Genomic DNA, 13,772 nt, shown 5'->3' on the forward strand with positions numbered 1-13,772 from the left:
TGCAATGTCATAACAAGTTGTCGCGCCCGAACGGCTACTCCTCCGCCTTCCCCATGACGACCGCAACGATGATCATACTCGCGCCGGCAAGCATGAGGAACGAGGGCACCTCAGAAAGCCAGACATAGGCACCGAAGAGCCCGAACACGGGCACGAGCGTCAGCCAGAGGCCCGCGGCCGCGGGGGTAAGATAGCGAAGGCCTATCAGATAGAGCCAGAAGGCTAGCGCGTACTGCACGACACCAGACAGGGCGGCATAGGCGACGGTTGAAGCAGAGAGCTGCGCAAACAATTGTCGCTCAAGACCCAGTGCCTGAACGATGGCGAAGACACCTATCGCGAAGATGAGACCGACGATCTGTTGCGCGGAGGCAAGTGTCGCCGCGGGAAAGTTGGCGGTGACCCTGGAGGAGAGAACGACGTAACTCGCACCAAAAAGGGTCGCGAGCACAATCAGCCCGTCTCCGAGGGGACTAGCTTGCTCGGGTTCGAGAAGGGCCTCCCCTGACACCATGAGGAGGCCAGCGACGGCAACGGCTATGCAGCCGATGAGGCGCAGCGAAGGACGTTGTCGTAGCAGCAGCCAGGCGACCAGGACGATCAGGATCGGTTCCGTGGCGCTGATGACCGAAGCACTGCCGGCGGACGTCAGAGAAAGCCCGACCAGTCCGATCGAATAGGTGAGGCCAGGCTCGAGGATACCAATCAGCGCCGCGCGCGTAATGCCCGTCGACCGGTATCGCCATGGCATATGCGGGATGGCGAGGCAGAGGAGGGTGATGACACTTGCGACCAGTTGAATCACGAGCAGCGACGTTGATGTCATTGTGCTGAGGAGGTCGCGGGACATGACGGTTGCGAACCCCCAGCACGCCGCGGATCCGATCATTGCGGCAACGGCGATCCAACGCCGCTTCGTTGCTGTCTCGGTGATCGATGTCGCGGCTCCTTCGCTTGTCATCCGAAAAGTTCCTCCCACTTCTCTTCAACGGGGCAGTGGTACGGAACGCAGGTGTCCTCGTCGCACATTCTGCAGAACCGGTAGCCTTGCTGTCGCTCGGTCAAATATCCGCGCAGAATCTTGTCCATGCAGGACCCGAGAAGCTCCGCTTCGTCAGCCGACAGATGCGCGAGGGCGCGCCCGAGCACACGCGCGCGCTGGCGCAAAGCTGCTTGTCGTCGCCTTTCGCCTTCGCGCGTGATGCGGAGCAGAACAGTCCGCGAGTCCGGTCCGGGCTTGCGCGTAACAAGCTCTTCATTCTCCAGCCGATCGACAAGGCGCACGGCGCCGCTATGGGTGAGACCTAGTGCTTCGGCCACTTCTGCGATGTGAACGTCCGGATGGGCGCCAACCATGATGAGCGCGGCGGCCGTTTCGCCCGTTGTGCGGAGTGTGTCGTTGACGGCTTCGCGCATCTCGTCGGCGAGCACCATCGACAAGGCGCCGAGCAAATTGGACGTTCTGTTCATTTTCTCAAAATATATATGCGTTGATCATATGTCTAGCTCGTCAACACTGATTCCATTGATCACTCAGAACATATTTTTCCCCCTATTGGCTAATAACGGTCACTTGTTACGGGCCTCCAAGCAGGAAACACTTGACGCCCATATATCTATGCGTCAGTCATATATAGAAAGCCAGCCCCGCGAGGCGAGGAGGCGTATGCCGACCGGCTCGAGGCCTCCTTCGTCGACGGGGCAGCGCATTCATCGTCGACGAGAGACCAGACCTCGTGCTCGCCAGGGCCGTGGAGTTCTTCGCGGAGCGACCGACCTCCAGATGGCCGGATTCCGCCTCGACGCCGGTGAAACGCGATGCACGATCCGACGAAACATCGGCGAAATCTTGCAGCCATAGTGTGACGGCATGTCCGTGACGATCGCCATCGAAGCCCCCCGACAGGCGGAGGTCCTCGATCTCCTGGACCGAAGCACGAGCTTCGCGCAGGCGCTCTACCCGCCCGAGAGCAACTTCCTGCTGAGCATCGAGGAGCTTGAACGCCCGGGGGTCTCCTTCTACGTCGCCCGCGATGAAGCCGGCATAGCGGTCGGCGTCGCCGGGCTCATCAAACTCGACGGAACCCAGAGTGCGCTCCCCATCGGCCCAGAGGCCGAGCTCAAACGCATGTTCGTCGATGAGGCCGCACGGGGCCGCGGAGTGGCTAGCCTGCTGTTGCAACGGATCGAGATGGATGCCCGCGCCGGCGGAATCCGACGCCTACTGCTCGAGACCGGACCCAGGCATGAGGCGGCCCTCGCCCTCTACGCCCGGCACGGCTACCTGCCGATCCCCCAGTTCGGTCAGTACGTCGGCGAGGTGTTCAGCGTGTGTTTCGCGAAGGACCTCGACACGGCCTGACCGCGTCAGCGGTCGACAGGCGCGGACTGGAGTTGATCTCGGCTCGGCTCACGCTCTTCGCATCGGCATCCTCGACGGGCGGATGCGGGAGCGGATGTCGGATTTCTTCGCGTGCACATCCCCACACGCTCCGCCGAACGGATGCCTCACCTGCCCGACACCTGAATGATGGCCCCATGCTTGGGGTAGTGCCCTCGACCCGTTCTTCTGCGACAATCTTGCGCAAGTTCAATCGAATACCGCAGAGGGAGAGACCGTCCAAGGGGGGAGGTCATAGCCATCTTCGAAAAAGTAGGCGGCGCTACGGCTGTCAGGACAGCCGTGACCGTCTTTTACGAACGCGTCCTGAAGGACGACACGCTCTCGGCGTGGTTCGAGGGCGTCGATCTCGACAGGCTCGCGATGCATCAGCGCGCCTTCATCACCGCCGCCCTAGGCGGACCGGCTCAGTACGGCGGGCGATCGCTGCGCGTGGCGCATGCCGGACTCGGCGTGACGGATGCGGCGTTCGACGCCCTCGCCGAGCACCTTGCCGTCACATTGCTCGCTCTTGGCGCCTCGCTGGATGTCGTCGAGGAGGTGCGCTCGCGTCTGAATGCCCTGCGCGGCGAGATCGTCGAGGCTCCGACGCAGACCGGCCCCGACCCGCAACCGTCATAGCCGGCGGGGTGGACGCCCGGATCGTCCTCCCCTCGCATCCTCGCATCCTCGCATCCTCGCGCCGAAGCCGCGCCGCGCCGAAGCCGTGTCGCGCCAAGCCGAGCCGTGCTCACGCGAGCACGGATCCGGTGCGGCTCAGCTTCGTCCGCGGATGCGGCGCGACAGCTCCGCGGCGGTGCGGCCCAATTGCGCGGCAAGCTCCGACCAGTGTTCACGGGAAATATTCTCACGCGGGAATGTCGTCGCTATCCCGGCGGCCGGCCAGCCAGAATGATCGCGCACGACGACGGCGACGGAGGCGAGCCCCTCGGTGACCTCTCCGTCTTCCACGGCGAATCCCTCGGAGCGCACCCGCTCGAGCACGGCACGAAGCTCGGCGGAGTTCCTCGGGGCGCCCGCGGCGCCGACCACTCCGCGCTTGGCGAAGGCAGCCGCGTTCGGATAGAGCGCACGCAACTGCGCCGGCGGGAGGGCGGAGAGCAACGCCCGTCCGCTCGCCGTCAAGTAGGCGGGCAGTCGCACCCCGACGTCCGTCACGAGAGAAGGGCGGCGCGGTGCGCGCTCTTCAACGATGTAAAGCACATCCCTGCCGTGCAGAACGGCGAGATGTGCGCTCTCGGCGATGCGATCGACGAGTTGGGCGATGAGCGGCCGCCCGAGCAACGAGAGCGGTTGCTGACGGGAGAAGCCTGAGCTCAGCTCGAAGGCCGCGACGCCGAGTCCGTACCGGCGCGCCTCGGGAAGATGCACGACGAATCCATGCTCTTGCAGAACGGCCAACAGATGGTAGACGGTCGACCGGGGCAGGTTCAGCGCCGTCGCGATCGTCGACGCCTGTACGGGTCCCCGCTGTGCGGCCAGATGCGAGAGGATGCGGAGCGTCGCATCGGCCGCGGGAACCTGCGAGGCCGTCATCCCGTCTCTCCTCCGTCTCGTGCGATCTCCGTGCCGGCAGACCATGACTCGAGTCTGGAATCCCAGACAGTACAGAGTCTAGACCCGTTGTCGACCGACCGCTCATGCTGTGCAATCAGACCATGAGCATCCCCGTCGCTTACGCCACCTCCGCGTCCCCGTCCGTCGTCGTCGGCCAGGAGGCGCTGACCATCGCGGACGTCGTCGCCGTCGCCCGCAACGGCGCGACAGTCACACTCGATCCGTCCGCGCTCGAATCCGTGGCGGCGAGCCGACGCATCGTCGAAGACCTCGCCCAGGATGTCGAGCCCCATTACGGAATCTCGACCGGCTTCGGCGCCCTCGCGACGACGTTCATCGCAGAGGAGCGCCGGGCGCAGCTCCAGGCGAGTCTCGTCCGCTCGCATGCCGCCGGCTCCGGCGCCGAGGTGGAACGCGAGGTCGTGCGCGCGCTCATGCTGCTGCGCCTCTCCACGGTGATGACGGCGCGCACGGGAGCGCGTGCCGTGACCGCCGAGACCTACGCGGCCATCCTCAACGCGGGGATCACCCCCGTCGTGCGCGAGTACGGTTCGCTCGGCTGCTCCGGGGATCTCGCCCCCCTCGCACACTGCGCGCTCGTCGCGATGGGCGAGGGCGAGGTCCGGGTCGGCGAGACTCACCCCGGAGAGGCGGAAGCCCGGTCAGCGCCCCTCGAGGCTGCGGCAACAAGCACGGCACGTGCGACCGGCCACGACGCCGGAACCCTGATGTCCGCGGGGGAGGCGCTGGCCGCTGCCGGCATCGTTCCGCTCAGGCTCGCCGAGAAGGAGGGGCTCGCTCTCATCAACGGCACCGACGGCATGCTCGGTATGCTCGCGCTCGCGCTCGACGATCTCGGTCGGCTCATGACGACCGCCGACATCTCTGCGGCCATGAGCGTCGAGGGCCTCCTGGGCACCGACGCGGTCTTCGCCGAGGATCTGCATCGTTTGCGCCCGCAGGCGGGGCAGGCGCTCTCCGCCGCGAACCTGCGCGCCTTGCTCTCCGGGTCGCCGATCGTCGCAAGCCATAGTGGCCCGGAATGCACGCGCGTGCAGGATGCCTACTCCCTGCGATGCGCCCCGCAGGTGCACGGTGCTGCACGCGACACCATCGCGCACGCCACCATCGTCGCAGAGCGCGAACTGGCCTCGGCCGTCGACAATCCCGTGCTCACCCTCGACGGCCGGGTCGAATCGAACGGGAACTTCCACGGCGCACCCATCGCCTACGTGCTCGACTTCCTTGCGATCGCCGCAGCCGACGTCGCGAGCATGAGCGAGCGCCGCACCGACCGCTTCCTCGACAGGGCCCGCAACCAGGGCCTCCCGCCGTTCCTCGCCCACGAGGTCGGTGTCGACTCCGGTCTCATGATCGCCCAGTACACCGCGGCGGGAATCGTGTCGGAACTCAAGCGACTCGCGGTTCCGGCCTCCGTCGACTCGATTCCGTCCTCGGCGATGCAGGAGGATCATGTGTCGATGGGATGGGCGGCCGCCCGCAAGCTGCGGCGCTCGATCGACGGCCTCGGCCGCGTGCTCGCGATCGAGATCATGACCGCAGCCCGCGGTCTCGAGTTGCGCGCCCCCCTCGTGCCGGGCGTCGCGACCGGTGCGGTCGTCGCGCTCGTGCGCACCGTCGCGGACGGCCCCGGCCAGGACCGTTTCCTCTCACCCGAGATCGAGGGCGTCGTCGGGAGCGTGCAGTCGGGAGCGATCGCCGCAGCGGCGGCGTCCGTCATCGGCGGGCTTCGGTGAGGATCGCCAAAACGCCGGCATCACGTTCCTGAATGTTCACTGGTCGAGGCATTGTGTCATCGCACGACGCATGCCAGACTGGCGACGCTGAGCCTATCGAGCCGGCTGTCCATAACCCGAAGATGGATGGTTTCTTGTCATGTCGCCACATCATGAACGAGCGTCTTCTTTCGGGCTGCGACGCCTCTCGACGAAACGCGTCCGGCTGACCGTAGCGTGCGCGGTAGCGACCGTCGGCCTGATCTTCGGCGAAACCGCCGCGCCCGCTTTCGCCGACGGCTTTCTTGCGCCTGAGACGACGAGCGCATCGTCCGACGTCGTCGATCCCACCGTATCGAGTCCCGCCCCGCAAGTTCCCACGGCCGACGCGGGCGTTCCCACGTCGATGCAGAGCGCTCCAGGGGACTCGTCTTCTGAACCGCCCTCCGGTCCTGCCCCGGAGGGCACAACGCACTCGGTGACGACACCACCCGACTCGCCCGCGACGCCGTCGACCGACCCGACGACGACCACCCCGCCGCCGCCGACCTCGTCGAACATCCCGCCGACAGACCCGCCCGTTATAGCAGCACCGACAGACCCGCCCAAGACACCGCCTACCTCACCCCCTACCCCACCCCCCGGGCCACCCGCGAACCCGGCGACCTCTCCACCGAAGGACACACTCACAGCGCCCCCTGTCGCGGCGCCCCCGTCCGACCCGCCCACGCCACCAGCCGAACCACAGATCAGGACCCCGCGCACCGGCGGTTCCGCTTCCACGGCACCGAACAACGCGGCATCGACCACCGCGGCCAGGGCAGCCGCACTCCAACAGGCGGTCGCCTACGCCGCTGCGCACGTGACGCTCGCCAACGCCCGGTCGGCCTATGGGCTCGCGAAGCAGGCTTACGACTCGGCGAAGTCCGAATACGACGCGACCGCCGCCACCGCCGCCAGGCTGGACGCCCTCGCCCTCGAGGCGAAGACGGTGGCCGACGGATCGACCCGCCTCCTCCTCCGGTCATTGCGGCCCGGTGGAGGCACGCCGGGCTCGCTCGACGTGCTCTTCGGCGGCAATTCAGATGGCCGGCTGCTCGACCAGCTCGGCGCCGCCGACAGACTCGCCGAGGTCTCCGGAGACCTCGAGGGTCTCGCCAGACGTGCCAACCGCGACAGCGAGAGGGCAACGACTCTTCGAGCGCAGGCCGATGCGGCTCACGCGGCGACCGCCGACATCCCGCTCGACGAGCGACGATCGGCTATGGACGCCGCGAAAGCCGCCGTCGACACGGCGACCGCAGAGCTCTCCGCCCTGCAGCCCAGCGTCGTCGCCGCGATCGAGGTGCGCCCCCTGCCCGTGGTCCCGAGTGACACCGGGCAGTTGAGCGACCAGAACTGGGCTCTTCCCACCGCAGGCGCCGTCACCGACGGCTTCGGTCCGCGTCCGGCACGGCCGGCCGGCGCCGGTCCCTTTCACTACGGGGCCGACATCTCGAGCGGCTGCAATGCCTGGATCCGCGCGGCGAGCTCAGGCACTGTCGTCGAGGCAGGCCCCAACGGCGGGCTCGGCAACTGGGTTCTCATCGATCACGGCGCCGGCGTCAAAACCGGCTATGCGCACATCGTCGACGGCGGGATCGTCGTCTCGGTGGGTGACACCGTGACGGCCGGAGCGCCGATCGCGCTGACCGGTTCGACGGGGACCTCGACCGGCTGTCATCTGCACTTCGAGGTGCGCATCAACGGCGCCAGGGTCGATCCCGAACCGTTCATGCTCGCTCGGGGGATCGTGCTGGGCGGCTGAGGTCACGCCACACCGGCGTGGGAGACCACGAGTCACGAGCGCGCGAGGGGCCGGAAAGAGGAGTCTTCGGCCGCTCACGCGGAGGTCGCCACGGGGCGAGCTCGCGCACGCCCAGGGCCCATCGGGATGTCATGAGACGTGCCAGGGCCGACGATCCCGCCGACCGGGTAGCGCGTCTTGTATCCCAGACACAGGCCGAGCATACTCCGTTGCCCGCCGCCCTCCGGTGGTGTGCAATCTCACTAACGACTTTCACGGCGCCCGCCGCATCCGCTCCGGATCGAGCGTGGTCGTCGCAGCCACCATGAGGAGTGACACCGTGTCAGAATCCCGCACCGTCCGCGCCGCACGCGGCACGACGCTCACCGCGAAGAGCTGGCAGACTGAAGGTCCCCTGCGCATGCTCATGAACAACCTCGATCCCGAGGTGGCAGAGCACCCTGAAGACCTCGTGGTCTACGGCGGAACGGGCAAGGCCGCCCGCAACTGGGAGGCCTACGACGCGATCGTGCGCACGCTCGAGACACTCGAGAAAGACGAGACGCTCCTCGTGCAGTCGGGCAAGCCCGTCGGCGTGTTCCGCACCAACGAGTGGGCACCGCGCGTGCTCATCGCCAACTCCAACCTCGTCGGCGACTGGGCGACCTGGCCCGAGTTCCGCCGCCTCGAGGCACTCGGCCTCACCATGTACGGCCAGATGACGGCCGGCTCTTGGATCTACATCGGCACGCAGGGCATCCTGCAGGGTACCTATGAGACCTTCGCGGCGGTAGCGGCGAAGGTCGCCGCCCGGCGCGGCGAAGACACCGTGGGTGCGTCTCTAGCCGGAACCCTCACTCTCACGGGCGGCGCCGGCGGAATGGGCGGCGCGCAGCCGCTCGCCGTCACGATGAACGCGGGGGCCGTGCTCGTCGTCGACGTCGACGAGAGCCGCCTCGCCCGCCGCGTCGAGCACGGCTATCTCGACGAGTACACCAGCGACCTCGACGACGCCGTCACCCGCGTCGTCTCAGCCAAGAACGAGCGCCGCGCCCTCTCGGTCGGACTCGTCGGCAATGCGGCCACCGTATTCCGCGAACTCCTCGACCGCGGCGCCCCGATCGATATCGTCACCGATCAGACGAGCGCCCACGACCCGCTCGCCTACCTGCCCGAGGGCGTCACCGTCGAAGGGTGGCGGGAATACGCCGCAGCGAAGCCCGAGGAGTTCACCGAACGTTCGCGCGCATCCATGGCCAAGCAGGTCAAGGCGATGGTCGAGTTCAAGGATGCCGGGGCCGAGGTCTTCGACTACGGCAACTCGATCCGTGCCGAGGCGGCGCTCGGCGGCTACGACCGCGCCTTCGACTTTCCCGGCTTCGTGCCCGCCTATATCCGCCCGCTCTTCGCCGAGGGGAAGGGCCCGTTCCGCTGGGCGGCGCTCTCAGGAGATCCCGCCGACATCGCCGCGACCGACAGGGCCATCCTCGAGCTCTTCCCCGAGGACGAGCACCTGCGGCGCTGGATCACGGCCGCCGGCGAGAAGGTGCACTTCGAGGGACTGCCCGCCCGCATCTGCTGGCTCGGCTACAAGGAACGCCACCGCGCGGGACTGAGGTTCAACGAGATGGTCGCCTCAGGCGAACTCTCGGCACCCGTCGTGATCGGCCGCGACCACCTCGACTCCGGCTCCGTGGCCTCGCCCTACCGCGAGACCGAGGCCATGGCCGACGGCTCCGATGCGATCGCCGACTGGCCGCTGCTCAATGCCCTGCTCAACACGGCGTCAGGAGCGACGTGGGTATCGATCCACCACGGCGGCGGCGTCGGCATCGGCCGCAGCATCCATGCCGGCCAGGTGATCGTCGCCGACGGCACCCCGCTCGCCGCCGAGAAGATCGAGCGTGTGCTCACGAACGACCCGGGGACCGGCGTCATGCGGCACGTCGACGCCGGCTATGAGCGCGCAATCGAGGTCGCCCGCGAGCGCGGCCTGCGCATTCCGATGCAGGAATAGCCGAGGCATCCGGTACCGCGCTCGCGGGTATCGCCTGCCTCATACTCCAGTCTCGTGCCCCTGCCTCGTGCCCCTGCCTCGTGCCCCAGCGGGCGCCGAGTCCCGTGTACCTCGCAGACCGGCCGGGCCGGTGATCCGGCCCGGAAGAAACGGAACCGTGACGGTCACCGCCGCCCAGCATCGAGCTCGGGGGAGAAGAGGTCCTCGATGGCGCACTCGAAAGTGACGGCGAGCTTGAAGGCCAGGTCGAGACTGGGGTCGTAACGACCGCGTTCGATGGAGATGATCGTCTGGCGCGAGACGCCGAGAAGCTCAGCCAGTCGCTGCTGCGACCACCCGGCTTCCTGGCGTCGCTGGAGGACCGAGTTCAGCATCACGACTGCCGCGACTGCAGCCACTGCCGCCGGATGGCCATGTCGAGCAGGCCGATGACGAGCGGCACGCTGATGGCGGTGCGTGTGTCGATGCTCAACCCCGTGATGCTCACGATGCTCAGCATGACCCCGAGAACGATGATCGTGTCGGTGAACGCTCCGGCGGATGCCTGCATCGTCCAGGACCTTTCGATCGAGTTCTCTGCTTGCGCAAGCTTCACCGTCGCGTCGTGCGGGGCTACGAGGAGCGCCCAGGCGACCGCTCCGGCTCCGAGTGCACCGATCGCACCGCTCGCGATTGCGCTGATCCAGTAGTTGTTCGTGCTCGGCGTGAACGCACCTGCAAGCAGCCCGATACCGACGCCCGCCACGATCGCGATCACACCGACCGCCAGCCATCTCCTCGCCATATCCACCCCTTCGATTTTGTAGAGGTAGCTTTACACACAGACGGGCCACTGTCAAGCTACCTTTACAGTAGTTCGCGTGCCTAGCCCGGTCGATCGTCGACGCCCACCGCGACCGAGATGCTTACTGCGACCTCCGCGGCGAGTCGAACAGCACCATCGTCGGAGCGGTCACCCCGAAGTCTGCCCAAGAGGCGAGGTCGAATGAGAGTTCCACCACGGCGGTCGTCGGCATCTCGTCGATCTCGTTCGAGAAGCGGCGAGCAAGCTCGGAAATCTCGGGATTGTGCCCGACGAGCGCGACACACCCGAGATCGTCGTCGAGCGAGCGGATGACCAGGGCGAGTTCTTCGACCGAGCTGGCATAGAGCCGCTCGTCGACGGCGATACGAGCAGCTTCGACGACGGTGCCCGCGCCGAGCTCGCTCGCGATGAGTTCCGCGGTCGAACGCGCCCGCACCGCGGAACTCGTGACGATCAGATCAGGCACGGTGCCTCGCCGGGCAAGCCGCCGACCCATGCGCGGGGCGTCTCTCCTGCCTCGGTCGTTCAGCGGCCGGTCGTGGTCGGCGAGCCCGACCGTATCCCAACTCGACTTGGCATGGCGGATCAGCACGAGCGTCCTCACTGAGCACCTCTTCTCGTCGTGGCGCCTCCAACGCTACGACTCCGAGCAACGCAGCGCGAGACCAGCGGACGCCTCATCCGTCCATCGAGTGCGTGGCGGCGCCATCCGCCTCGGCCGGATCGACGGACGCGGGCCGTCGATCGCTCCGACCACCGTGCCATCGAGATCGCCCGCGAGCGCAACCCGCGCACTCCGATCCTGGATCCGCGATCCGTGACACCATTGAGATACTCGATTTCTTGGACGTCGATGCGCGCACCGTGAATCGGGCATCCCGGCGCGAAGAATGGGAGAGGCCATGACCGCCGCACTGCTCAGCGACATCGGGCTGCTCGTCACGAACGACCCCCGCCTCGGAGGTGCCGGCGAGAAGACGGGCGAGCTCCGGGATGCCGCGCTGCTCATCCAGGACGGTCGCGTCGCGTGGGTCGGCGCCTCGTCCGAGATCCCGGCTGCCATGCTCGACTCCGCCGACGTCACGAGCATGCGCGGCTCGGCCGTGATCCCCGGCTTCGTCGACAGCCACAGCCATCTCGTGTTCGGCGGCGACCGCTCCGCCGAGTTCGAGGCTCGGATGGCCGGGCGCCCCTATGAGGCGGGCGGTATCCGTTCGACCGTCGCGGCCACACGGGCAGCGACCGACAACGAGCTGCTCGCGCGTTTGCACGGCTTCGTCGAGGAGATGATCGCGCAGGGCACGACGACCATCGAGGTCAAGAGCGGCTACGGACTCTCGGCCGCCGACGAGGCCCGGCTCGTTCGCCTGGCCGCGATGGTGACCGACGAGGTCACCTTCCTCGGAGCGCACGTCGTCCCGGCCGAGTTCGCCGGCCGCGCCGACGACTACCTCGACCTCGTCGTGGGCGAGATGCTCACCGCCTGTGCACCGCACTCGAGATGGATCGACGTCTTCTGCGAGACAGGCGCGTTCACGGTTGAGCAGAGCAAGAGAGTGCTCGAAGCCGGCATGGCCGCCGGACTGAGTCCGCGTGTGCACGCGAGTCAGCTCGGGCCGGGCGCGGGGGTGCGGCTCGCGGTCGAGCTCGGTGCGGCGTCCGTCGACCACTGCACCTATCTGGACGACGAGGATGTCGCCGCCCTCTCCGGCTCCGAGACCGTCGCGACCCTGCTGCCCGGCGTCGAGTTCTCGACCCGGCAGCCCTATCCGAATGCGCGACGGCTGATCGATGCCGGGGTCACCGTGGCGATCGCCTGCGACACCAACCCGGGGTCGAGCTTCACCTCCTCGATGCCGTTCTGCATCGCCCTGGCCGTGCGCGAGATGGGCATGACCCCGGCCGAAGCGGTCTGGGCGGCGACCGCAGGCGGTGCACAGGCCCTTCGGCGCACGGATGTGGGCCGACTGTCGCCCGGCGCCCGGGCCGACCTGGTGCAATTGAAGACGCCGTCCTACGTGCACCTGGCCTACCGACCGGGCGTGCCACTGATCTCGCGTGTCTGGAAGGACGGCATCCCGCGCGTGGAGCACTCCTCCCGCTGAGCCGCCGTAAATGCAACACATCGTTGCGTTAGAGCTCGATAGCCCGGCCGGATCGGCGAAGCGTGGTTTCCTTGACTGTCCTGCCCCCGCCCCGGCGCCTGCCCCGAGCGTCCCACGAAGGCGTCACGGCCTACCATCGCAAAGAAACGTCAAGCAGCGCAGATGTAATCTCGACGGGCCCCTCAAGAATGCATCCCGCACGCGCCAGACCAGCTTCCCAAGGGAACTCGCAGGGACCTACACGAACATTGTGTGGTGGCAGTGGCTGAAGTTGGCCCAGAATCCCAACTACTAAGGGAATAGATCATCGCCGGGACCGACAACATCAACGGGCCAGCTGAAGCTAGCCCGGCCGCTCATCTGTCGCTTGGAAAGCGGACCCTGGCGGTCGCGCTCCCGATTCTGGGAGTGACGGCGTTCGGGGGCCTGCCGTTCCTCTTCGCCCCGGGTGTGAGCATCTTCTTTCTGTATGTCGTCCTCGGAGTGGTCCCGGTTGCGCTCGTCATTGGGGCGGGCGCAGCCTTCACTGCTCTCAGAGAGCGGCCGACTGTCGCGAAAACGCGGGTTCAGGTCAGCGCCGTCATGTGCCTGGCGTGGTTCATGGCCTGGTTGCTCACACCGTTCGGCAGCGTGCTGCTCGATGCTGCGTTGTCCAGCCTTCCAAGCGCAGGCGTGATCTCCGGCGACCTGGCCGGCCCGTTCGACAGTCCGAGTGCGTACTGCTCGCTCGTGGCCACGGCCGCCCCGGTGTTCATCGTTCTCTGTGGATTCACGGTGCTTGCGCTGCCGGCTGTGGTGCCTCGACACGACGCTCGGCAATGGAGGCGGCGGCCCGGCGCTGAGGCGTTCCCGGAGCCACAGCGGCGTCACTGAGCGGCAGCCAGGTGGACGTTGACACGTGCGATAAAGGGTGGGCAGCCTGAAGCGCCGCTTCCGTGAGTGATCGAGCCGGCTCATCGCTTGTCGGCCACTCGCGTGTGCAGTCGGAAGGGATGAGGAGGGGCATCCGGCCGTGGATCTCGAAGAGGTGGTCATGGCTGGCTGCATCACGATGGAATAGCAGGTGAAGTAGCGGCCGTCGGCCGCGAGACTCGAACAGGATCGGACTCGAGCGGCGAGGCTCAGCGCAGGGCGACGCCGGCCGCGACCTCGAGAACGCACAGTGCTGCGAGACGCACCGTGCGTCCGTCCTCCGCATCGGCTGTGGCATCGACCTCGGCGATGTCGACCGACCCGACACACGGGTCGGCTCCGGCCGCACGGGCGGCTACGCGGAGCTCGTAGGCTGATGCCAGGAGGACGGGCACCCACCCGACACCATCTCGGATGTCGGATGTCGGAACGATCGTCGCCGTCGCCTCCGGT

General features: G+C 67.3%; 14 protein-coding genes and 1 pseudogene. 7 read left to right on the plus strand and 8 right to left on the minus strand.

Features of this window, described 5'->3' with window-relative positions; translation table 11 throughout:
- Positions 1-34: 34 nt before the first annotated feature.
- Together ACFQB0_RS07810 and ACFQB0_RS07815 are read right to left on the minus strand one after the other, a co-directional pair.
- Positions 35-961, minus strand: a complete 927-nt coding sequence (locus ACFQB0_RS07810; RefSeq protein WP_386729828.1) for a DMT family transporter — start codon at positions 959-961, stop codon at positions 35-37.
- Entirely contained in the window at positions 958-1,470 is a 513-nt protein-coding gene (locus tag ACFQB0_RS07815; RefSeq protein ID WP_386729830.1) for a MarR family winged helix-turn-helix transcriptional regulator, read from the minus strand. Before ACFQB0_RS07815 ends, ACFQB0_RS07810 begins: the two co-directional genes overlap by 4 nt.
- Positions 1,471-1,870: 400 nt before the next feature.
- Between ACFQB0_RS07815 and ACFQB0_RS07820 the strand changes: the two genes are divergently transcribed.
- Together ACFQB0_RS07820 and ACFQB0_RS07825 are read left to right on the plus strand one after the other, a co-directional pair.
- Positions 1,871-2,362, plus strand: a complete 492-nt coding sequence (locus ACFQB0_RS07820) for a GNAT family N-acetyltransferase (protein WP_386729833.1) — start codon at positions 1,871-1,873, stop codon at positions 2,360-2,362.
- A gap of 279 nt (positions 2,363-2,641) precedes the next feature.
- Positions 2,642-3,022, plus strand: coding sequence for a group I truncated hemoglobin (locus ACFQB0_RS07825; protein ID WP_386731497.1), 381 nt, complete (start codon positions 2,642-2,644; stop codon positions 3,020-3,022).
- Between the two features lie 135 nt (positions 3,023-3,157).
- Here the strand turns inward: ACFQB0_RS07825 and ACFQB0_RS07830 are convergent, their stop codons facing one another.
- Positions 3,158-3,937, minus strand: coding sequence for an IclR family transcriptional regulator (locus ACFQB0_RS07830; protein WP_386729836.1), 780 nt, complete (start codon positions 3,935-3,937; stop codon positions 3,158-3,160).
- A gap of 122 nt (positions 3,938-4,059) precedes the next feature.
- On the opposite strand from ACFQB0_RS07830, the gene hutH reads away from it, so the two are divergent.
- A complete protein-coding gene (gene hutH / locus ACFQB0_RS07835) occupies positions 4,060-5,715 on the plus strand; it encodes a histidine ammonia-lyase (RefSeq protein ID WP_386729838.1) in 1,656 nt (551 codons plus the stop codon).
- 150 nt (positions 5,716-5,865) lie between these two features.
- Here hutH and ACFQB0_RS07840 read toward each other — a convergent pair whose 3' ends face one another.
- Complete coding sequence (locus tag ACFQB0_RS07840) at positions 5,866-6,303, minus strand: hypothetical protein (RefSeq protein WP_386729841.1); 438 nt, start codon at positions 6,301-6,303, stop codon at positions 5,866-5,868.
- A gap of 253 nt (positions 6,304-6,556) precedes the next feature.
- Here ACFQB0_RS07840 and ACFQB0_RS07845 point away from each other — a divergent pair, with 253 nt between their 5' ends.
- Positions 6,557-7,501: a M23 family metallopeptidase gene (locus tag ACFQB0_RS07845; protein ID WP_386729844.1), complete on the plus strand. Its 945-nt coding sequence runs from the start codon at positions 6,557-6,559 to the stop codon at positions 7,499-7,501.
- A 319-nt stretch (positions 7,502-7,820) separates the two neighbouring features.
- Positions 7,821-9,497, plus strand: coding sequence for a urocanate hydratase (hutU, locus tag ACFQB0_RS07850; protein ID WP_386729846.1), 1,677 nt, complete (start codon positions 7,821-7,823; stop codon positions 9,495-9,497).
- Positions 9,498-9,661: 164 nt separating this feature from the next.
- On the opposite strand, the gene ACFQB0_RS07855 is transcribed toward hutU, so the two are convergent.
- The 3 genes from ACFQB0_RS07855 to ACFQB0_RS07865 all read right to left on the minus strand — a co-directional run bounded on the left by ACFQB0_RS07855 (position 9,662) and on the right by ACFQB0_RS07865 (position 10,906).
- Positions 9,662-9,871 carry a helix-turn-helix transcriptional regulator gene (locus ACFQB0_RS07855; RefSeq protein WP_386729849.1) on the minus strand — a complete coding sequence of 70 codons (210 nt, stop codon included), beginning with the start codon at positions 9,869-9,871 and terminating at the stop codon, positions 9,662-9,664.
- Positions 9,871-10,281, minus strand: a complete 411-nt coding sequence (locus tag ACFQB0_RS07860) for a hypothetical protein (RefSeq protein ID WP_386729852.1) — start codon at positions 10,279-10,281, stop codon at positions 9,871-9,873. Before ACFQB0_RS07860 ends, ACFQB0_RS07855 begins: the two co-directional genes overlap by 1 nt.
- A 121-nt stretch (positions 10,282-10,402) precedes the next feature.
- Positions 10,403-10,906 carry a SixA phosphatase family protein gene (locus ACFQB0_RS07865; protein ID WP_386729854.1) on the minus strand — a complete coding sequence of 168 codons (504 nt, stop codon included), beginning with the start codon at positions 10,904-10,906 and terminating at the stop codon, positions 10,403-10,405.
- A 298-nt stretch (positions 10,907-11,204) separates the two neighbouring features.
- On the opposite strand from ACFQB0_RS07865, the gene hutI reads away from it, so the two are divergent.
- Together hutI and ACFQB0_RS07875 are read left to right on the plus strand one after the other, a co-directional pair.
- Complete coding sequence (gene hutI / locus ACFQB0_RS07870; RefSeq protein WP_386729856.1) at positions 11,205-12,407, plus strand: imidazolonepropionase; 1,203 nt, start codon at positions 11,205-11,207, stop codon at positions 12,405-12,407.
- A gap of 408 nt (positions 12,408-12,815) precedes the next feature.
- Positions 12,816-13,280, plus strand: coding sequence for a hypothetical protein (locus tag ACFQB0_RS07875; protein ID WP_386729859.1), 465 nt, complete (start codon positions 12,816-12,818; stop codon positions 13,278-13,280).
- 248 nt (positions 13,281-13,528) lie between these two features.
- On the opposite strand, the pseudogene ACFQB0_RS07880 reads toward ACFQB0_RS07875, so the two are convergent.
- A pseudogene (locus tag ACFQB0_RS07880) lies at positions 13,529-13,693 on the minus strand (formimidoylglutamase); the annotation flags it as partial.
- Between the last annotated feature and the right edge of the window lie 79 nt (positions 13,694-13,772).

This window comes from Luethyella okanaganae (assembly GCF_042660285.1).
Lineage (GTDB): Bacteria > Actinomycetota > Actinomycetes > Actinomycetales > Microbacteriaceae > Luethyella > Luethyella okanaganae.